The following is a 20575-nucleotide window of genomic DNA, read 5'->3' as shown; positions in this document are numbered from 1 at the left end:
CACACCGGCACCGGCCTTGGGCGAGCGCGGGGCGACGGTGACCTTGGCGTTCTTGCTCAGCTCGGCCGGGTCGGACTGCAGGCCGAGGGCCCGGCTCATGATGAAGAACATGTCGGTCTGGTCGATCAGGCCGACGACGTTCGCGGCCTGCGGGCCGTAGCCGACCACCGGCAGTTCGGCGCCGGTGTGCTGCTGCGAACCACCCTTGGCTGCGGTGGCGTAGTTGATCGTCATCGGGCTGCCCTCGTTGGTGAGCAGGTTGGCGGTCAGGCCCGGGGTGACGGAGCCGGCCTCGACGATCTGGCTGGTGTGGCTGTGATCAGCGGTCACCAGCACAGTGGTGTTGCCGTCCCTCTTGGCGAAGTCCATCGCTGCCTGCACGGCCTCGTCGAGGTCGATGGTCTCGCCGATCTGACCGCAGGCGTTGGCGGCGTGGTCCTGCTTGTCGATGCTGGCGCCCTCCACCTGCAGGAAGAAGCCCTTGCCCTGCTTGGCCTGCAGCAGCTCGATGGCCTTGCTGGTCATGTCGGCCAGCGACGGCTGGGTGTCAGGACGGGCGGGGTTCGGCTGGCAGCGGGCCGGGTCCTTCTTGCCGCCGTCGGTGGTGGACTCGGGGCCGACCCAGCGCACCGGCATGTTGCCGGAGGAGAACAGGCCGAGCAGCGGCTGGTCCTGGTTGGCCGCAGTCACGGCGTCAAGACCGGCCTTGTTGTTGACCACCTGGTAGCCGCGGCTGGTGGCCTGGTCGAGCAGGGTCTGGCCGGCGTACTTGCCTGCGGTGGCCTTCTCGTTGAAGGTGGCGGCGCCGCCGCCGAGGGTGACGTCGGCGCGGGTGTTGATGATCTGCTCGGTGATCGAGCCGGCGCCGCCGTTCTCGATCGCGTTGCTCGAGCAGGTCTTCAGGGTGGCGGACGGCCCGTAGCAGGAGCGGGCGGTGACGTGAGCCATCTGCACGGCCGGGGTGGCGTCCTGGATCTCGGCGGTCGAGACGTTGCCGGTGCGCAAGCCGTTGGCCTTGGCGATCTCCAGCATCGACTTCTGCGGCGCACCCTTGATGTCGACCGAGATGGCACCGTCGTAGGTCTTGGTGCCGGTGGCCCAGGCGCTGCCGGTGGAGGCGGAGTCGGGGTCGTAGTCGGGCTTGCCGGCCTTGGTCAGCGAGTAGGTGGTGTACTGCCCGCTCAGCGGCAGCGAGTCGAGGCCGGGGAGCCGGCCGGCGGCGCCGTACTCGTAGTTGCGGGCGATGGTGAGCTCGCTCGAGCCCATCCCGTCGCCGATCAGCAGGATGACGTTGCGGGCCTTGCCGCCCTTGATGGCCTGCCGGACGTTGTTGGTGTTGTCGCCGTCGAGGCGGGTGGCGCCGCCGTGGTCGGCCAGGCTGTCGCTGCGGGCGGCGAGCACCGGGGTCGCGACGGCCGCTGCGGCCATCGCGGTGGCCACGCCGACGACGACGGTGCGCCGCCGGACGCTTGTGGCTTTGATCGACATGCGGGATTTCCTTCCAGCTTCAGGGACTGTCGGGGCCGCGCAGGGTCCGGCAACGCCGAGGACGCGGCCGCCCGTTGCGGGCCATCAGAGCCCACCAGCGCGGAACGAACTCGAGGGATGCGGCAGGTGGCCGCAGGGTGAACCGCGGGTGACCGCGTCACCGACCGTGCCGGCCTGCCACCCGTTCGGTGGCTGGACAGCCGGCGGCACCACCTGGAGGGGTGAGTCGGTCGCACTGGTTAGGCTGTCTAAATGGCCGCGCCGGTGCTGGAGTCCCCTCCCCGCAGCGACCCGGCGCATCCGGCCGCTGCCGCTGGACGCGGCTGGTTGCGGCGGCTGCTGGCGTACTGCTGGCGTTATCGGCTGACGTCGCTGCTGGCGCTGGGCGGATCATTGGCGCTGTCGCTCAATGCCGTGACGCCACTGCTCACCCGCACCGTGGTCGACGACATCTCCGCCGGCCGGTCCGCCGCCACCGGCTGGGCCATCGCCGGCCTCGTCGCCGTCGCGATCGCCCTGTTCGCCAGCACCTTCCTGCGCCGGTGGTCGGCCGGCCGGCTGAGCCTGTGGGTGCAGCACGACCTGCGGCAGGACGTGTTCGCCGCGATCTCGCGGCTGGACGGCGCCGGCCAGGATCAGCTGCGCACCGGCCAGGTGGTGTCGAGGGCCAATTCCGACCTGCAGATGGTGCAGGGCCTGATGGCGATGGCACCCATGGTGATCGGGCAGCTCACCATGACGGCGGTGTCGCTGGTGCTGATGCTGTGGCTGTCGCCGCTGCTCACGGTGTCGGCGCTGATCGTGGTGCCGGTGGTGGTGTACCTGGTGCGGCAGCTGCGCCGGCAGTTGTTCCCGGCCACCTGGGTGGCGCAGCAGTCGGCGGCCGACATCGCCGAAATCGTGGAAGAAGACGTCACCGGCGTCCGGGTGGTGAAGGGGTTCGGGCAGGAGCAGCGGGAGGTCGGCCGGCTGCGGAAGGCCGCGACCCGGCTGTATGCCGACCGGTTGCGGTCGGCCCGGCTGGCGGCCCGCACCAACCTGTTGCCGTCGGTGATAGCGCTCGGGCAGGTGTTCGTGCTGCTGCTCGGCGGCTGGCTGACCCTGCGGGGAAACATCAGCCTCGGCACCTTTGTGGCGTTCTCGCTCTACCTGGCCTCGCTGATGGGGCCGGCCAGATCGATCACCATGATGTTCGCGATGGGCCAGCAGGCCGGGGCCGCGACGGACCGGGTACTCGAGCTGGTCGATCTGGACGCCGGCATCACCGATCCGGAGCAACCGGTGCAGCTGCCGGCCGGTGGGCTGGACGTGCGCTTCGACGACGTGCACTTCGGCTACGGCGCCGAACAGTCGGTGCTGCAGGGCTTTTCGCTGCGGGTGCCGACCGGCTCGACGGTGGCGGTTGTCGGCCCCTCCGGATCGGGCAAGTCCACGCTGTCGCTGCTGCTGCCCCGGTTCTACGACCCGTCGTCCGGCAGTGTCGCGGTGGGCGGGGTGGACGTGCGGGACGTGACGAGGGCGGAGTTGCGCAGCGCGGTCGGGGTGGTGTTCGAGGAGGCGTTCCTGTTCTCGGCGTCGATCGCCGACAACATCGGCTACGGCCGGCCCGACGCGACGCCGGAGCAGATCCGGGCGGCCGCCGTTGCCGCCGAGGCCGACGAGTTCATCAGCCGGCTCCCGGACGGGTACGACACCGAGATCGGCGAACGCGGGCTCACCCTGTCCGGTGGGCAGCGGCAGCGGCTGGCGCTGGCCAGGGCGATGCTCACCGACCCGCGGGTGCTGGTGCTGGACGACGCCACCAGCGCGGTCGACCCGGCCACCGAGGCCGCCATTCTGGCGACGCTGCGCCGGGTGACGGCCGACCGCACCACGGTGCTGATCGCGCACCGCCGCTCCACCCTTGAGCTGGCCGACACCATCGCGGTGATGGACGCCGGCCGGCTGGTGGACCACGGCACCCACGACGAGCTGCTGCAGCGCTGCCCGCTCTACCGACAGTTGCTCGGCAGCTCGCTGACCGAAGATCTCGGCGGCCGGGTGCCGCCGGCGGGGCCGGACGGGCTGACCCCGGCGCTGTGGCCGCCCGAGCGGGACGGCCGGGACGGCCGGGACGCCGGCGACGCCGGGGACACAGGGGACGCCGGCGAGGACGCTGGGGACGCCGGACCCGAAGCGGCGCAGCGTCTCCCGGATTCGCCCAGGACGATGGGTGGCGGCGCCGGCCGCGGTGGCGGCGGCATGATGTCGGGCATCGCCGCGATGCCGCTGACCGACGAGTTGCGCAAGCGGATCGAAGAGCTGCCGCCGGCCACCGACCGGCCCGATCCCACGGTGGTGGCCGCCGGTTCCGACAGCGGTTCCGACAGCGGATCCGGTCGGTCGCAACGGTTCTCGCTCGGCCAGGTGCTGCGCGGCGTCCGCGGGCTGCTGGCGGTGGCCGCCGTGCTGGTGGCGTTGGACGCGGTGGCGCAGATCCTGCTGCCGGCGCTGCTGCGCTCCACCGTCGACCACGGCGTCGCGCAGGGCCGGATGTCGCTGATCTGGGTGCTCGCCATCACCGCCGCGATCATCGTGGTGGCCGACTACCTGGTGCAGCGGGCGCAGGCCGTCACCATGGCCAAGGCCGGCGAGTCGGTGCTGTTCTCGTTGCGGATCAGGGAGTTCGCGCATCTGCAGCGGCTCGGCCTCGACTACTACGAGCGCGAGCTGGCCGGTCGCATCATGACCAGGATGACCTCGGACGTCGATGCGCTGTCGTCGTTCCTGCAGACCGGCCTTGTAACGGCGGTGGTCAGCCTGAGCACGTTCCTGGCGATCGCGGTGGCGCTGCTGGTGATGAGCGCCGGCCTTGCCATGGTGGCGTTCGCGGCGCTGCCGATTCTGTTGGTGGCCACCGTGATCTTCCGGCGGTACGCGGTACGGCAGTACACCCTGGCCCGCGAGCAGGTGGCGATCGTGAACGCCGACCTGCAGGAAAATGTTGCCGGCCTTCGGGTTTCGCAAGCCCTCGGCCGGCAGGACAGCAACGCCGCGGCGTTCGCCGAGAAGTCCGACAGCTACCGGCGCATCCGGATGCGCGCGCAGACGGCCATCGCGCTGTACTTCCCGTTCGTGGCGCTGCTGGGCGATCTGGCGGCGGCCGCGGTGCTGGCCGTCGGCGCGCACCGGGTCGGTAGCGGCGCGCTGACCGCTGGCACGTTGCTGGCATTCGTGTTGTACCTCAACAACTTCTTCACGCCGATCCAGCAACTGTCGCAGGTGTTCGACGGCTTCCAGCAGGCCAGCGTCTCGCTCACCAGGATCGGCGAACTGCTGTCCACCCCGACAACGGTGCCGCCGCCGGCGCACCCGATTCCGCTGGGCCGACTGGACGGCAAGGTCGACATGGACAAGGTCGGCTTCCGCTACTCCGAGGACGCCGACCCGGCGCTGCTCGACGTCGACCTGGCGTTCCGGCCGGGCGAGACCGTCGCGGTGGTCGGCGCCACCGGCGCCGGAAAGTCCACGCTGGTCAAGCTGATCGCCCGGTTCTACGACGTCAGCACTGGGCGGGTGCTGGTGGATGGGCACGACGTGCGGCAGGTCGATCTGGTCGACTACCGCCGGCAGCTGGCGGTGGTGCCGCAGGAGGCGCACCTGTTCGTCGGGACGGTGCGCGACAACATCGCCTACGGCCGTCCGGATGCTTCGGACGCCGAGGTGGAGGCCGCCGCGCGGGCGGTCGGGGCGATCGAGGCGATTGCCGGACTGTCACACGGGTTTGCCCACCGGATCGACGAGCGCGGGCGCAATCTGTCCGCCGGGCAGCGCCAGTTGATCTCGCTGGCGCGGGCAGAGCTGGTGCAGCCCAAGGTGTTGCTGCTGGACGAGGCCACCGCGGCGCTCGACCCGTCCGCCGAGCAGACCGTGCTGGACGCCACCGACCGGGTCGCCGCCGGGCGCACAACGGTGGTGGTGGCGCATCGGTTGACCACCGCCGCCCGCGCCGACCGCATCGTGGTGATGCAGCACGGGCGGGTGGCCGAAATCGGCCACCACGACGAGCTTTTGCGCCGCGGCGGGGCGTACGCGGAGTTGTACGCGCGCCGCGACGAGGGTTGAGTTGCACCGGTCGGCGCGGTGGTCATCGCCCCGCCCGCCCGAGCCGCGCTGCTAGCCGTCCACGCCGGCCAGGTCGGCCAGCAGCCCGGGGAAGTGCGCCCGTAGGAACGGGTGGATGGTGTTGAGCTTGCGGTACCCGTCGGCCCGCTGCTCGATGACGCGAGCCTCGCGAAGCACCTTGAAGTGATGGCTCAGCGTCGAGGCGGTGATGTCGACATCGAAGCTGCCGCAGGCCTTTTCGGCGTCCGCTAGCAACTGCCGCACGATGGCCAACCGGTTCGGGTCGCCGAGCGCATGGAAAACCGCGGCCGTCTCGGACGGCGCCGGCGCTACTGTCGCCGCCTTGCCCGCCCGGGTGCGGCTGCTAGTGGTAGGCACGATGGGCTCCTTCGATGAATGTCCAACCACAGCGTACGCAGCAATTCTTCGGCGCTGCCTCGTGGAGCCGTTGGGGGTACATTGTGGGTATGCCAAAGGTCAACGTCTACGTCCCCGACGAGATGTACGCCGAACTCCGGCGCCGCGACCTGCCCATTTCCCAGATCGCTCAGCGCGCCTTCAGCACCGAGCTTGCCAAGGCGAGCAACGCCGAATGGATCGCACGCGCCCGCAAACGTCCGTTGCGGCGCACCGCCATCACGACCGAAGACCTGATGAGCGCCGCGCGCGACGACTTCGGGTCGTGATCGTTCTCGATGCTTCTGCCCTCGTCGACGCGGTAGCCGATCGGCCGCATCGCGACGCCGTGCTTGCTCACCTCGATCAACGCATCGCCGCTCCTGCACATCAACTCGCCGAGGTGACGTCGGCAATCAGCCGGTTGCACCGAGCCGACGAGCTGAGCGCCGCAGCCGCCAGGCGGGCGCTCAAGGAGGCAGCCACGCTGACCCAGCAGGTGTTCCCGCTGGACGAGGCGCTGCTGCTGCGTGCCTTCGAGCTACGCGCTGCGATCCGGGTGCTCGACGGACTCTACGTCGCCCTGGCCGAGCGATTGGCGTGCCCGCTGCTCACCACCGACGCTCGGCTCGCCCGCGCGGAGCCACTGTGCGAGGTCATCCGCGCCGGCTCCTGACGGCACCCGACCGGCGCATTGGCGGGCTTCGCCCGCCCATCGATTTCTCCGTCGCCGCGCCGTGACACCGGGCACACTTCTTCGATGTTTGTCGAAATACCGGTTACGGTTCGGGACACGACTTCGATATTCATCGAACTACTTGAGGGAGTGCTCATGCGCGTTGTGCAGTTCACCGGACCGGCAGCAGATGCCAGCAACACCGAGATCGTCGAGCGGGCCGACCCGACCCCGGGCGAGGGCGAGGTCCTGATCGACGTCACCCACGCCGGGATCAACTTCAAGGACATCCTGATGCGCCGCGGCGACCGCGCGTACGTGCCGCAGTGGCCGATCGTCCCTGGTATTGAGGTGGTCGGCACCGTCACCGCGCTCGGCGCCGGCACCGCGGCGGAACTGCAGGGGCAGCGGGTGGCCGGCTTCCTCGCCTGCGGCGGTCTGGCCGAAAAGGTCTGCGTTCCGGCGGATCTGGTCACCGGGGTGCCGGAGTCGGTCGATTCAGCAGTGGCGGCGGCGGTACCAACGGCCTGGGCGACAGCGGAACTGCTGCTGCGTCACCTGCCCAGCGGCCTGGCCGGACCGGATGCACCCAGCAGGGTGCTGGTGCACTCCGCCGCCGGCGGCGTCGGCCAGGCGCTCGCGGCCCTGGCACCGTTGCACGGCGTCGACGAGCTGGTCGGCGTCGTGGGCTCCGCGAGCCGAGTGGACACCGCGGCAGCCTGGGGCTATCCGACGGTGCTGGTGCGTGACGACGGTTGGCAGCGCAAGCTGACCGGTCCCTTCGATCTGGTGTTGGATCCGTTGGGCAGCAAGGAACTTGGCGCCGACCTGGAACTGGCCGCCGGCGGCGGCACCGTGCTGCTGTTCGGCAACGCCGGCGGCGCGGCGCCGGCTCCGCTGCCCGATCCGGCCGGGCTGATGAGCAGCAATGTCAGCATCGGCGGGTTCAGCATCGCCACCACCTCGACCCAGCAGCCGCGGCTGGTGGCCGACGCCATGGACACGGTGTTCCGGGCCGTCGCAGCCGGTCGGGTGCGCCCCGAGGTGGTGCTGCGCAACGGGATCGATCAGGTGCCCGCAACGCACGACGCTCTGGCCGGCGGAACCGCACCGGGCAAGTACGTGGTCGCGTTCGGTTGAATCAGCCGCGGTGCGGCACCCCGTCCTGGCTGCCGGCCGGCGTCTCCGGACGCACCGACGACGCCGGGTCGGCGACCGCCTCGGCCGCCGGCTCGGCGACCGGCTCCAGCTCGCCGCTCTGTCCCGCCCCACCGACCGCCTGACCTGCCTCCGGCCGCAGCCGGTGCGGGCTGCGCACCCGGATCACCGAGTTGATCCGCTCGACCAGATCGTCCGGCAACGCCGCCGGCCCGGACACCGCGGCGGCCAACGGGGCCACCCGCAGATACCGCTCCGGCGCCGACGCCGCCCGCTCGCGGTAGGCATTGGTCGCCACCTGCGTCGGGTCGGTGGGATCGGCGGGCGCAGCGCCGGCCTCGATGGGCGCGGCCAGCGCCGCCGGATCGTCATCGGACAGTTCGGAGTCCACCACGATGGTGAGATCCGGCCACCCGCGCACCACCCACAGCCCCAACCGCACCAGGCGATCCTCGTCCGGCTCGCCGAGCGAGCCGAACCGGACGATCACCGAGTCGACGTACCGGTCGAACACCACGATGGCGCCGGCGTCCAGCGCCGGGTCCACCTCGCTGGTCAACCGGTCGGACAGTTGCGCCATGCCGCGCAGGGCCTGCCCGACGGTCGGCCTGGCCTCGCCGTCGCGCTCGGCGGCCGGCACCTCGGTGCGCTCGGCGCGCACGTCCCAGCCGTCGTCGGCCAGGTGCTCCCGGACCGCCGCCGCCATCGCCGTGACGGCCGCGTCGTCGGCGCCCTCAACGGCGATCATCAGCCCCGGTTGGTCGTGCCGTTCCGCCAGCAGCCGGCGCCGCCGCATCATCCTGGCGAACAGCGACATCTTCAACCCGCCGGCCTGCCGTCCGGCGATCAGTGACACCGCGATCGCCAGCAACCCGCCGACCCCGAGCACCAGCGCCGGGCCGGCCAGCGTCAGCTCGAACGCACCGATGGTGATCGTGTGCACGCCGAGCGCCCCGGCCAACACCGGGCCGACCGCGATGGCGCCCAGCAGGATCAGCCGCACCGAGCTCATCACGAAGCCGAACACCCGGCCGCGCAACTGGTCCGACACCTCGTGCCCGATCATGGTGAACCCGGTGATCCAGGCGATTCCCGCGGCCAGACCCATCGCCACCGCGGTGAACACCGCCCCGACGAAGTCCGGGATCAGCGCCATCAGCAGCAGCATCACCCCGGCGACGCCGATGGAGGCGGTGAACACGAGCCGCCGCGACATAGCAGGAAAAACCTTGGGGCCCACCAGCATGCCGAGGGCGAGGCCGGTGAAGACCGCCCCGAACAAGATGCCGTAGCCGGCGTTGCCGGCGCCCAGCAGCGCAACGTACGACTGCGCCACCCCCGCCACCAAGCCGCCGGCACCGAACGCCCCGAGGATGCCCAGGTAGAGCGCCCGCATCACCCGCGAGTTCTTGATGAACCTGAAGCCCTCGCGGATCAGCGAGAACACGCTCTGCGAGGTCGACCGCTCCCCGACGAACGCGGGGATCTGCCGGCGCGAGAAGTAGATGATCGCCGCCGAGATGAAGAAGGTGGCTGCGTTGAAGATCAGCGCGGTGGTGACGGCGAACCGTGACGCCGAGCCGGAGATCAGCGTGGTGGACGCCGTCACCTGCTCCTGGCTCGGCATGAAGAACTGCGCCGTGGTGGACAGCAGCGCGAACAGCACCGACGCCACCGGCACCATGCCGTAGATCGAGACGTAATTGATCTGGTTGGCAAGGGCCAGCCGTTCCCGCGGCACGATGTTGACCCACATCGCCTGCTTGGCCGGCGTCGAGAACAACCCGACAGCCTCCACCAGGAACTGGCCGACCAGCAGCACCGTGATGTTCGGCGAGAACGCGATCACCAGGTACAGCAGGCCGGCGAGCGAGTCGCAGATCACCGCCACCTTGCGCCGGTCCAGCCGGTCAACCAGGGAGCCGGCGACCGGGCCGAGAATCAGGTCGGGCAGCAACCGGGTGACCAGCACCCCGGAGATCGCCGCGCCCTGCGCGATCGATGAGGCGTCCCGCGTCAGGAACGCGGCCAGCGCCGTCGTTGCCAGCAGACCGAGCCAGTCGCCGAGGCTGGAGAAGGTGATGCCGGCCCAGACCCGGCGGAAGACCGGGATGCGCAGCAGCGAACCGAGGGCCGACGGCTGTCGGCCGGCTGCGGCGTCACCGGTGGAGCTGGGCGCGGCGCCCACTAGCGGTTTCCGAACAGGTCGCCGAGCAGCCGCAGCAGCTCCTGGCCGGCCCCTGAGCCGAACAGAATGACGAGCAGGAAGATCAGCGTCCCGACGATGTTGCCGATGCCGGTCTTCTTCGGCCCGGTCTTTCCGGCTGACCCGGACCGGGCGCGTTGTCCGGTGTCAGCCCTGGCCGCCCGGGCGGCGGTGATGATGCCGGGCGGCTGCGCTGCCGACGGTGCTGACTGGGCCGGCTGTGTTGACCGGGCCGGCGGTGTTGACTGGGGCCGCTGTGCTGACTGCCTGGCGGCGGGTGGGGCGGCCGGGCGGGCCGGCGGCCGGGTCGCTGGCGGTTGGCTGGGCCGAGCCGGCGCGCGCACCGCTGCCTTGGCTGCCGCTTGCGCCGCCGCCTGCGCGTCCCGCACGGTGGCCGCGGCCACCGCCTGCGCTTCCCGGCCGGCCCTGGCCGCCGGATCCGCGCCGCCGGGAGCAGCATCCGGAGCGGCCCCGCCGGCCCGCGCCGATCCGGCACCGTCCAGCGGCAGGAACCGCACGCTCAACGCATCGCCGAAGGCATCGGCCGGCGCCACCGCAGCGGTGCCGTCCGGGCCGGTGAGCGCGTCGGTGAAGCGGGCACCGCGCAGAGCCCGCTCGGCACGCTCAGCCCGCTCGGCACCCGCTTGCGTGCCCACCGGTGTCGTCATGGCTCGATGGTAAGAGGCCGGACCGCCGCCACGGGCAGGGACAACCCCACAAGCACCCTGATTTCGGCGCTAACTGCTCTTCTTGGCGGTGGTCTTGCGGGTGGTGGCGCGTTTGGTCCCGGTCTTGGTCCCGGCCTTCGACGCCGCGGTCTTGGTGGCGGTCTTGCGGGTGCGCTTGGGAGCCGGCCCGCGGGCCCGCCGCTCGGCCAGCAACTCGGCCGCGCGTTCCACCGCGATCGACTCCACCTCGTCACCCTTGCGCAGCGAGGCGTTGGTCTCACCGTCGGTGACGTACGGTCCGAACCGGCCGTCCTTGATCACCATCGGCTTGCCGGTGGCCGGGTCGGCACCCAGTTCCCGCAGCGGCGCGGCGGCCGCGGCCTGCCGGCCCCTGGTCTTGGGCTGGGCGTAGATCGCCAGCGCCTCGTCCAGGGTGATGGTGAACATCTGTTCCTCGGTGGCCAGCGACCGAGAATCGGTGCCCTTTTTCAGGTACGGCCCGTACCGGCCGTTCTGCGCGGTGATCTCGTCGCCGGACTCAGGGTCCTTGCCGACCACCCGCGGCAGCGACAGCAGCTTGAGCGCGTCGTCGAGGGTGACCGTCTCCAGCCGCATGTCCTTGAGCAGTGAACCGGTGCGCGGCTTGGGTCCAGCCACCTTCTTGGCGCCCTTCTTCGGCGCCTCGGCACCCTCGGGTTCGGGCAACACCTCGGTGACGTACGGGCCGTAGCGCCCGTCCTTGGCGACGATGACGTGCCCGGTGGCCGGGTCGGTGCCAAGCTCGCGGTCGCCGGCCTCGGCCCGGCTGAACAGCTCATCGACGGTCTCCGGGGTCACCTCGTCCGGCGCCAGGTCGTCCGGCAGGTTGGCCCGCTCGGTCTGCGGCGCGGCTTCCCCGGCCTCACCCCCGCCCCCGGCGGCGGCATCGGCACTGGTGTCGGTGCTGGCCAGCGCGGCCCGCTCCAGGTACGGCCCGTAACGGCCGACCCGCACGAACACCTGCCGTCCGGCGGCGTCCTTGAGCAGCGGCAGCGAGTTCACCTCGCGGGCGTCGATCTCCTCGAGGTTCTCACCGACCAGCTTCTTCAGCCCACCGGCCTTGCCCACCCCGCCGGACGGGCCGAGGTCGCCGCCGAAGTAGAAGGAGGTCAGCCACGGCACCCGGCCGATGTCGCCGTTGGCGATCTGGTCGAGTTCGTCCTCCATGGCCGCGGTGAAGTTGTAGTCGACCAACCGGCCGAAGTGCCGTTCCATCAGCCCGACAACGGCGAAGGCGATCCAGCTCGGCACCAACGCCTGGCCCTTGCGCCAGACGTAGCCGCGGTCGGTGATGGTGCGGATGATGCTGGCGTAGGTGGACGGCCGGCCGATGCCGGTGTCCTCCATCACCTTGATCAGGCTGGGTTCGGTGTACCTGGCCGGCGGGGTGGTGGCGTGCTGTCCGGGGATCAACTCACGGATGTCGAGCTGGTGGCCGACTTCCAGCTTGGGCAAACGCTTTTCGGCGTCGTCGGCCTCGCCGCCGGCCTCGGCGTCGACGGTCTCGACGTAGGCCCGCAGGAAGCCGGGGAAGGTGATGGTGCGGCCGGAGGCATTGAAGACGCAGAGCGTGCCATCCACCGCGACCTCGGTGGCGCCGGTGGTGGCGTTGATCCGCACCTGCAGCGTCAGGCCCTTGGCGTCGACCATCTGGGAGGCGATGGTGCGCTGCCAGATCAGCTCGTACATCCGGAACTCGTCGGACGAGAGCTTGCCGGTGAGCTCGCCGGGCGTCCGGAAGCTGTCTCCGGCCGGACGGATCGCCTCGTGCGCCTCCTGGGCGCTCTTGACCTTCTTGGTGTACTGCCGCGGCGCGTCCGGCACGTACTCGTTGCCGTACAGCTGCCGAGCCTGCGACCTGGCGGCGTCCAGCGCGGTCTGGCTCAACGTCGTCGAGTCGGTACGCATATAGGTGATGTATCCACCCTCGTACAGCCGCTGCGCTGTGCGCATCGCCCGCTCGGACGAGAAGCCGAGCTTGCGGCCCGCCTCCTGCTGCAGGGTGGACGTCATGAACGGCGGATAAGGCTTGCGGGTGTACGGCTTTTCCTCCACCGAGCTGACCTCGGCGGTGCCGGCCAGCAGCCCGTCGATGAGCTGCTGGGCGCCGTCGCCGTCCAGCAGCAGCACGTCGGAGGTGGCCTTGACGGCGCCGGTGGCGTCGTCGAAATCCCGGCCCACCGCGAGCCGCTTGCCGTCGACGGTGGCCAGGCTGGCCGCGAACGGCTGCGCAGCACCCTCGGCACCGGATTCCGGCAGCCGCCGCGCGAACTGGGCGTCGATGCCCCAGTAGATGCCGGAGACGAACGCCATCCTGGCGCGCTCCCGCTCCACCACCAGCCGGGTGACCACCGACTGCACGCGCCCGGCGGACAGCTTCGGCATCACCTTCTTCCACAGCACCGGAGAGACCTCGTAGCCGTACAGCCGGTCGAGGATGCGGCGAGTCTCCTGCGCGTCGACCAGGTGATCGTTGATCGACCGCGGGTTGTCGACCGCGTGCTGGATCGCCGACGGGGTGATCTCGTGGAACACCATCCGCTTGACCGGCACCTTGGGCTGCAGGGTCTGCACCAGGTGCCAGGCGATGGCCTCGCCCTCACGGTCCTCATCCGTGGCCAGGTAGAGCTCGGTCGCGCCGGAGAGCAACTTCTTCAGCTCGGCGACCTTGCCCTTCTTCTCCGGGCTGACGACGTACAGCGGCTCGAAGTCGTGTTCGGTGTTGACGCCGAGCCGGGCCCACGGCTGGCCTTTGTATTTGGCCGGGACGTCGGCCGCGCCGCGCGGCAGGTCTCTGATGTGCCCGACGGACGAGTCGACGACATAACCGTCGCCGAGGTAGCCCGCGATGGTCTTCGCCTTGCTGGGCGATTCGACCACCACCAGCCGAAGCTGGCCGTCGGGTGCCTTGCGTGCTGCCATGTCGTACGTCCTGTCGTCCTTCGTGAGATGCCGAGCCGCGCTGCCGGAGCGCGTGCGGCCGGACACCGAACGCGGTAGTGCTGTCGGCGCATGATGCCACGTGCCGCCGCGAAACGCCGAGCCAGGGCAAACGGTGCCGGATCAGCGGGAGGCCTGCTCGACGGCCGGGAACGCCCCCACCGTCAGGCCCGCCGGCGCCGTCCCGAGCAGTTCGACCAGGCGGCGCAGTCGCCGCCTGCCGACAATACGCACCCCGGGGCCACCCCCTCGGGAACCGAGGATGGAACCGGTGAGCCCGATCGCCGAGAGCGCCGCCGCCAGCGGTGGCAGCAGCTGTTCGGCCTGCGGGTCGGTCCGCAGCAGATAGCCGGCCGGCTCGCTGTGCCCGGCCGCCAACGCCCAGCAGCGGAGAAAACCGCCCGGCGGCGCCGGAAATTCCGGGACCCGTTTCACCGAACCGCGGGTCCAGGCGTCGGCGAGCGCATTCAGCTCCGGCAGCCGGTCCGTACTGACCAGCACCCGGTCACCCTCGATGCTCCGCTGCGCGCCGATCCCGCGCCGGTCACACTCGGCGACCAGCGCGTCGGCGCGCGCCAGCACCTCGTCGGTGTAGTCGGCGTCGGTGGAGCCGGTCTCGGCGGGGCCGGTGCCGGCGGCGCTGGTCGGGCCGGTGGCTGGGCCGAGCAGAATGGACAGCCGGGTACCCGCCGCTCCCCTGGCCAGTTGACCGTTGGCGGCCAACAGCCCGCCGAGGTCGTCGAGCAACGGCTCGGCGACATCAGCGGCGAACAGCGAGATCTGCTCCACCCCGGCAGCGTAAGCCAGCCCCCGTGCCCGACAGACGCCGACGGCCGGCACCCCTGGCGGGGAGCCGGCCGTCGAACCGACGCGTGGTCGGGTCGTCAGCTGTTGTTCAACTTCTGGCAGGCCGGGATGCTCCTGACGACGTCGTTGACGGCCTTGTCGGTCTGCATGCCATCGAACAAGCTGCCCATCTCCTGCATCTTGGCCGGGAAGCTGGTGGCAGCGCTGGTGTCACCGGCGGCCAACTTCTCGGCGGTGGAGCTCATCTCCCCGCCGATCTTGCTCAGCCCGTCGGTCATCTTGGTGGCGAGCGCCTCGCCACCTTCGAAGCTGGGGGGGTCCAGGTTCTTCAGCTTGTCGGCGGTGTCCGTCATTGCCGAGCCGAGCTTGCCCAGTTCGTCGCCCATGGTCTTCATCGAACCCTGCGGATCCTTCGGGTCCACCTTGGACATCAGCGAGGAGGCGTCGATCGTGGTGATCGGCGTGAGACCCTCGCACATGGTGGTGAGCCAGGTGACGGTGGCCTCGTCGGCCGTCGCGCCGGCACCGACCGTGGTGGTCGGGGTCTGCGACGTGGTGCTGTCCGAGCTGTCGGCACCGGACGCTTCGCCGCCGCCGGCAGCGCCCGCCGCGGACGATCCGGCCTCGTCGGTGGAACCCGCACCGGCGCTGTCGGTCGCCCCGGCGTCCTCCGAGGAACCGGCGCCATCGGTGCTGCCAGCGGTGTCCGAACCGCCGGCGGTGTCGCCGGCGGTGGCGCCGCTGTCGGAAGAACCGGCGGCGGCGCCGTTGTCGGTGGTCTGCTCGCTGGTGGTGGACGTGGTGGGCGCCGAGCTGGCGGTGCCGCTGTCGTTACTGCAACCGGCCAGGACGATGCTGGCAGCCGCGGCCGCGGCCACCACAACGGTGATGCGCTTGCTCATGGTGCTGCTCCTTGGGGGTCGGGGGGGCGGTACGTCCCACGCATCGGGACGTCGGCGGCAGGAATCAGCCGCCCATGGAGGACGTCAGGTTCTTGCAGGCCGGGATCGACTGGATCACCTTGGTGGCGGCCGGATCGGCGCTCATCCCGGAGAACACCTTGCTCAGCTCCGACATGGTGGTCTGCATCTCGGAGAGCTTGGCCACGTCACCGCTCTTCATGGCGTCGGCGGTCTCGGTCATCTTGCCGCCGACCTGGGTCAGCGCGTCGATGGCGGTGGTGGCGAAGTTCTCGCCGCCGGAGAACGTGGGTGCAGGCTTGTCCTTCAGCGCGGTGGCGGTGTCGGTGAAGGCCTTGCCCATGTTCTCGAAGGTGCCGCCCATCTTGGTCATCATGGCCTTCGGGTCGGTGCTGCCGCCGCTGGCGGCGCTACCGATGTTCTTGACCTCGTCGAGACCAGGCTTGATGCCCTCGCAGTAGGTGGTGAACCAGCCGACGGTGGCCTCATCGGCCTCGGCCCCTGCACCGACGGTGGTGGTGGGCGCAGCCGATCCCATGGCACCGGTGGCATCCGAACCAGCGGTGTCCTCGCCGCCGGCGGTGGTGTCGCTGCCCGCGCCGGCGGTGTCCTCGCCGTCTGCGGTGGTGTCACCGCTGGCGTCGGCGCCGTCACCGGCGTTGGTGTCGGTGGTCTGTTCGGTGCCGGTCTGCTCGTTGGTGGTCTGCTGGTTGGTGGTGGGGGACTCGCCCGAGGCGTTACCGGACGTGTCGTTGCTGCAGCCGGCCAGGATGAAGGTCGCCGCTGCGGCAGCAGCCACAACGCCCGTCATGCGCTTCATGGATAAGAGCTCCTTGTTTTGGTGGTACCTGGTCATGGGCGGTACCCGGTTTGGCGTCGGTCCGGACGGACCGGGAGGATCAACCGCCCATGGCGGTCTTGATCTCCTTGCAGGCCGGCACCGAGAGGAACACCTTCTGGGCTGCGGGGTCGGTGGTGACTCCGCTGAAGGTCTTGCCCAGGTCGGTCATGGTGCTCTGCATCTCGGCGACCTTAGCCATGTCACCGTTCTTCATGGCAGTGGCGACCTCGGTCACCTTGCCTCCCATGGTGCCCATCCCGTCGACAACGGTCTTGGCGAACGCCTCGCCACCGGAGAACGTGGGCGCCGGTTTGTCCTTCAGCGCGGCCGCGGTGTCGGTGAACGACTTGCCCATGGTCTCCATCGGGCCGGCCAACTTGGTCATCATCGATTTCGGATCGGTGCCGCTGGCGCTGGCCGCGCTGCCGAAGTTCTTCATCTGCTCCATGCCGGGCTTGATGCCCTCGCAGAAGGTCGTCATCCAGGCGACCGTGGTCTCGTCGGCCTGCGCGTCGGCGCCGAATGTAGTGGTCGGGGCATTCGCCGACGCGCCGCCGCTCGATTCCCCGCCAGGGAGCTGCCCGCCGCTGGACTCGCCGCCCGTCGAGTCACCGCCGGTCGAGTCACCGCCGGTGGAGCTGTCGGTGCCGCCGGTGGTCTGTTGGTCAGTGGTCTGCTGATCGGTGGTCTGCTCGTTGGCGGCTGGGGACGCACCGGACGCGTTGCCGCTGGTCTCGTTGCCGCATCCGGCCAGGATCACAGTGGCGGCCGCGGCCGCGGCCACGACACCTGTCATGCGCTTCATAGACGAAGACTCCTTGTCGAGGGGTGCGGCCCGCGGATCGGGCCGGCGCCGCTGTCAAACGCAGCGACATCACCTGCTCGGACGAAGACAGTAGCCGATCGGTTCCCCTGCCGTTGACCATCGCAGGATTGCTACGTGCTGCCCTTGACCAGCGGGGCACACGCCGGAACCGACGCCAACCGCTGCCGCGTCGCGGCGGAGTTGAGCTGCCCGGAGAATTGGTCGAGGGTGGCCTGCTGGGCCTGCATTGTTGTCAGCGTGTTCTGGACGGTGCGGCGCACCGCGTCGCCGCTGGTGGCGTTGCCGAGCGCACCGATTCCGGTGCGGGCGGCCTCCGCGATGTTGGCGTAGGCCGTCCTGGCCGAGCGGGCCAGCGCAGCGCCGTTGCTGACGGCCGGGTTGCCGGCCTTGGTCATGGCGGCGGCGGCCGCGTCGTACTGTTCCGCCGCCGACGTCAGCGCGCTGCTGGCACTGGCGCGGTCGACCTCACCGGATGCCGCCTTGAGCTGCTGCGTCAGATCACTGTCCAGCGGGGCGCAGAACGCGGCGAAGAAGGCGGCGTCCTTGCCGGTGAACGGCGCCGGCGCGGTGGACTTGCTGGTGCTCGGCCGCGCGGTGCTGGTGGCGGTACTCCTGGTGCTGCCGGACTTGGTGCTGCCGGCGGCGGAGCGACTGCCCGACGCCGCTGAGCTGCTGCTGGTGCCGGTGGACCCTGCCGTCGTCCCGCCCGCCGAGGCGTCCGACAATCCGGCCGCAGCGGCCGACCCGCTGGCGGCGCTGGAGGCGGCCCAGCCCATCGACTGCGGATCGCTGGAGTCGGTGCCCGAGGTGGACTTGGTCGGCGCGCACCCCGCCAGCAGCACCGTCACCATGGCGACGGCACCGGCCAGCCCAGCGGCAGGACGAGCGCGAGCGGCACCGCCGGCCGGCGCGGGGAATCGGGACAAGAACCACCTCTGGGGTGAAGCGGCTGGGGATGAGGCAACCGCAATGACGTCGCACTGAGGTGAACGGCCGCGGCGCAGCGGCCGTTCACGTCAGCGCCTACCGTACCGGCGTCGCCTGGACGGGCGGCGCCCATCGGCAGCCCCTTGCGGTATGTGGGCGCCGTCCGGTCAGGCGGCCTTGGCGGTGCTGGTCGGCGCGTCGTTCAGCCGGCTGGCCCGCCGCTTGGACACCACAACGGCCGCGACGATGATCGCCACCGCCACCAGCGCGATGATGACCCGCACGGCCGGGTTGTTGCCGTCGCCGACCGACAGTGCCACCACGGCCGGTGCGATGAGCACGCTGACCAGGTTCATCACCTTGATGAGCGGGTTGATGGCCGGGCCGGCGGTGTCCTTGAACGGGTCGCCGACGGTGTCGCCGATGACGGTCGCGGCGTGCGCTTCCGAACTCTTGCCGCCGTAGTGGCCGTCTTCCACCAGCTTCTTGGAGTTGTCCCAGGCGCCACCGGAGTTGGCCAGGAACACCGCCATCAGGGTGCCGCAGGCGATGGCGCCGCCAAGGTAACCGGCCAGCGCGCCGGTGCCGAGGCCGAAGCCGACGGCGATCGGCGCGAACACGGCCAGCAGACCGGGGGTGGCCAGTTCACGCAGCGAGTCGCGGGTGACGATGTCGACCACCCTGCCGTACTCCGGGCGCGAGGTGCCCTCCATGATCCCGGGGATCTCGCGGAACTGCCGGCGCACCTCCTGCACGACGGCGCCGGCCGCGCGGGAAACCGCATTGATGGCAAGGCCGGAGAACATGAACACCACGGCGGCGCCCAGCAGCACGCCGACCAGCACGTTCGGCACCGTGATGTCGGTGATGAACGCTCGGCCCAGGTCGCCGGCGGCGGCGCCGGCCTTGATCAGGGCGTTGGTGATGGCGTCGCGGTACGAGCCGAACAGCGCGGTCGCGGCGAGCACGGCGGTGGCGATCGCGATGCCCTTGGTGATGGCCTTGGTGGTGTTGCCGACGGCGTCAAGGTCGGTGAGGGTCTGCGCGCCGGCCTCCGACACCTCGCCGGACATCTCGGCGACGCCCTGGGCGTTGTCGGAGATCGGGCCGAAGGTGTCCATCGCGACGATCACGCCGACGGTGGTCAGCAGACCGCAACCGGCCAGCGCGATCGCGAACAGCGCCACTGGCAGGCTCGCCGAGAGCAGGAACGCGCCGAATACTGCCGCGCCGATCACCAGCGCGGTGTACACCGCCGACTCCAGGCCCAGCGAGATACCGGACAGCACAACGGTGGCCGGGCCGGTGACGGAGGTGGCGGCCACGTCCTGGGTGGGCTTGCGGTTGGTGTCGGTGAAGTAGCCGGTGAGCCACAGGATCACCGCGGCCAGCACGATGCCGATGATCACCGCGATGAAGGCGATCAGCGCAGGATTGCCGCCCTCGTCGGGGATGCCGAGGCCGGCGAAGCTGCTGGGCAGGTAGACGAATGCCGCCACCGCGCAGAGCACCGCCGAGATACCGGCGGCGATGTAGAAGCTGCGGTTGATGGTGACCAGCCCGGACTCGCCCTGCCGCGGCTTGGTGATGTAGACGCCGATGATGGCGGTCAGCACGCCGATGGCCGGCACGATCAGCGGGAAGATCAGACCTTTGGTGCCGAAGGCGGCGCTGCCGAGGATCAGGCTGGCCACCAGGGTGACCGCATAGCTCTCGAACAGGTCGGCGGCCATACCGGCGCAGTCACCGACGTTGTCGCCCACGTTGTCGGCGATGGTGGCGGCGTTGCGCGGGTCGTCCTCGGGGATGCCCTGCTCCACCTTGCCGACCAGGTCGGCACCGACGTCAGCGGCCTTGGTGAAGATGCCGCCGCCGACGCGCATGAACATGGCGAGCATGGCGGCACCGAAACCGAAGCCCTCCAACACCTTCGGGGCATCGCCGACGTACACCAGCACCACAACGGCGGCGCCCAGCAGCCCGAGGCCGGTGGTGGCGAGGCCGACGGTGCCGCCGGTGCGGAAGGCGATCTGCATCGCCCGGTCGCGGCCGGCGTGGTCGCCCTGGGCGGCGGCCGCCGCGACGCGCACGTTGGCGCGGGTGGCCAGCCACATGCCCAGGTAGCCGATACCGGCGGAGAAGCCGGCACCGACAAGGAAGAAGATGCTGCGTCCGATCCGTTCGCCCGCGCTGTCAGCTGGCAGCGCGAACAGCAGCGCGAACACGATCACCACGAAGATCGCGAGGGTGCGGAACTGCCTGGTCAGGTAGGCGGCGGCACCCTCCTGGACGGCCGCCGAGATCTCCTGCATCCGCTGGCTGCCCTGCCCGGCGGCCAGCACACCGGCCCGCAGCACGAAGGCGATGGCCAGCGCTACCAGCGCCACTACGCCGACGATCACCACGATGGTCTTGTCGCCGCCGCCCATGGTCAGGTCGGACGAGGCGGCCAGCTGCTGGGCCTGGTGCAGAACGGGCTCGGATAGTCGAGCTGTCATTACGGCGCTCCTGGGGAGGGGTAGGCGCTCGCCACGGAGCGCGTCGCTGTGCTCGCGCTCACCCTAGATCACGCCACCGCC

14 protein-coding genes and 1 pseudogene are annotated in these 20575 nt (G+C 70.6%); 4 read left to right on the top strand and 11 right to left on the bottom strand.

Features of this window, described 5'->3' with window-relative positions; translation table 11 throughout:
- Positions 1–69: 69 nt before the first annotated feature.
- Positions 70–1488, bottom strand: a pseudogene (phoA, locus tag HKD39_RS04070) (alkaline phosphatase); the annotation flags it as partial.
- Between the two features lie 252 nt (positions 1489–1740).
- On the opposite strand from phoA, the gene HKD39_RS04065 reads away from it, so the two are divergent.
- Positions 1741–5592, top strand: coding sequence for an ABC transporter ATP-binding protein (locus tag HKD39_RS04065; RefSeq protein ID WP_171198569.1), 3852 nt, complete (start codon positions 1741–1743; stop codon positions 5590–5592).
- A 51-nt stretch (positions 5593–5643) separates the two neighbouring features.
- Here the strand turns inward: HKD39_RS04065 and HKD39_RS19930 are convergent, their stop codons facing one another.
- Complete coding sequence (locus tag HKD39_RS19930) at positions 5644–5970, bottom strand: helix-turn-helix domain-containing protein (RefSeq protein ID WP_171198568.1); 327 nt, start codon at positions 5968–5970, stop codon at positions 5644–5646.
- An 89-nt stretch (positions 5971–6059) separates the two neighbouring features.
- Between HKD39_RS19930 and HKD39_RS04055 the strand changes: the two genes are divergently transcribed.
- The 3 genes from HKD39_RS04055 (at position 6060) to HKD39_RS04045 (ending at position 7804) form a co-directional block, all read left to right on the top strand.
- Complete coding sequence (locus tag HKD39_RS04055) at positions 6060–6278, top strand: type II toxin-antitoxin system CcdA family antitoxin (RefSeq protein WP_171198567.1); 219 nt, start codon at positions 6060–6062, stop codon at positions 6276–6278.
- Positions 6275–6664, top strand: a complete 390-nt coding sequence (locus tag HKD39_RS04050) for a PIN domain-containing protein (RefSeq protein WP_171198566.1) — start codon at positions 6275–6277, stop codon at positions 6662–6664. Before HKD39_RS04055 ends, HKD39_RS04050 begins: the two co-directional genes overlap by 4 nt.
- Positions 6665–6820: 156 nt before the next feature.
- Positions 6821–7804 (top strand): quinone oxidoreductase family protein, encoded by a 984-nt coding sequence (locus tag HKD39_RS04045; protein WP_171198565.1) that lies wholly within the window; start codon positions 6821–6823, stop codon positions 7802–7804.
- A gap of 1 nt (position 7805) precedes the next feature.
- Here HKD39_RS04045 and HKD39_RS04040 read toward each other — a convergent pair whose 3' ends face one another.
- From HKD39_RS04040 to HKD39_RS04000, 9 genes are all read right to left on the bottom strand, one after another.
- Positions 7806–10010, bottom strand: coding sequence for an MFS transporter (locus tag HKD39_RS04040; RefSeq protein ID WP_171198564.1), 2205 nt, complete (start codon positions 10008–10010; stop codon positions 7806–7808).
- Complete coding sequence (locus tag HKD39_RS04035) at positions 10010–10696, bottom strand: hypothetical protein (protein WP_171198563.1); 687 nt, start codon at positions 10694–10696, stop codon at positions 10010–10012. Before HKD39_RS04035 ends, HKD39_RS04040 begins: the two co-directional genes overlap by 1 nt.
- A gap of 69 nt (positions 10697–10765) precedes the next feature.
- Entirely contained in the window at positions 10766–13657 is a 2892-nt protein-coding gene (topA, locus tag HKD39_RS04030) for a type I DNA topoisomerase (RefSeq protein WP_171198562.1), read from the bottom strand.
- Between the two features lie 141 nt (positions 13658–13798).
- Positions 13799–14464, bottom strand: coding sequence for a hypothetical protein (locus HKD39_RS04025; RefSeq protein WP_171198561.1), 666 nt, complete (start codon positions 14462–14464; stop codon positions 13799–13801).
- 95 nt (positions 14465–14559) lie between these two features.
- Positions 14560–15384: a hypothetical protein gene (locus HKD39_RS04020; protein ID WP_171198560.1), complete on the bottom strand. Its 825-nt coding sequence runs from the start codon at positions 15382–15384 to the stop codon at positions 14560–14562.
- Between the two features lie 64 nt (positions 15385–15448).
- Positions 15449–16222, bottom strand: coding sequence for a hypothetical protein (locus tag HKD39_RS04015; RefSeq protein WP_171198559.1), 774 nt, complete (start codon positions 16220–16222; stop codon positions 15449–15451).
- A 79-nt stretch (positions 16223–16301) separates the two neighbouring features.
- Entirely contained in the window at positions 16302–17048 is a 747-nt protein-coding gene (locus HKD39_RS19925) for a hypothetical protein (RefSeq protein ID WP_171198448.1), read from the bottom strand.
- 131 nt (positions 17049–17179) lie between these two features.
- On the bottom strand, positions 17180–17995 hold the full coding sequence (locus tag HKD39_RS04005) for a hypothetical protein (RefSeq protein WP_171198558.1): 816 nt from the start codon (positions 17993–17995) through the stop codon (positions 17180–17182).
- A gap of 168 nt (positions 17996–18163) precedes the next feature.
- Positions 18164–20425: a sodium-translocating pyrophosphatase gene (locus HKD39_RS04000; RefSeq protein WP_425488421.1), complete on the bottom strand. Its 2262-nt coding sequence runs from the start codon at positions 20423–20425 to the stop codon at positions 18164–18166.
- Between the last annotated feature and the right edge of the window lie 150 nt (positions 20426–20575).

This window comes from Nakamurella aerolata, assembly GCF_013002705.1.
Lineage (GTDB): Bacteria > Actinomycetota > Actinomycetes > Mycobacteriales > Nakamurellaceae > Nakamurella > Nakamurella aerolata.
This window is presented reverse-complemented; position numbering and strand designations above follow the sequence as displayed.

Coding starts and splice junctions, on each gene's coding strand:
- HKD39_RS04000 (WP_425488421.1), bottom strand. CDS start 20,425: ATGGGCGGCGGCGACAAGACCATCGTGGTGATCGTCGGCGTAGTGGCG.
- HKD39_RS19925 (WP_171198448.1), bottom strand. CDS start 17,048: ATGAAGCGCATGACAGGTGTCGTGGCCGCGGCCGCGGCCGCCACTGTG.
- HKD39_RS04055 (WP_171198567.1), top strand. CDS start 6,060: ATGCCAAAGGTCAACGTCTACGTCCCCGACGAGATGTACGCCGAACTC.
- HKD39_RS04015 (WP_171198559.1), bottom strand. CDS start 16,222: ATGAAGCGCATGACGGGCGTTGTGGCTGCTGCCGCAGCGGCGACCTTC.
- HKD39_RS04020 (WP_171198560.1), bottom strand. CDS start 15,384: ATGAGCAAGCGCATCACCGTTGTGGTGGCCGCGGCCGCGGCTGCCAGC.
- HKD39_RS04045 (WP_171198565.1), top strand. CDS start 6,821: ATGCGCGTTGTGCAGTTCACCGGACCGGCAGCAGATGCCAGCAACACC.
- topA (WP_171198562.1), bottom strand. CDS start 13,657: ATGGCAGCACGCAAGGCACCCGACGGCCAGCTTCGGCTGGTGGTGGTC.
- HKD39_RS04065 (WP_171198569.1), top strand. CDS start 1,741: ATGGCCGCGCCGGTGCTGGAGTCCCCTCCCCGCAGCGACCCGGCGCAT.
- HKD39_RS04035 (WP_171198563.1), bottom strand. CDS start 10,696: ATGACGACACCGGTGGGCACGCAAGCGGGTGCCGAGCGGGCTGAGCGT.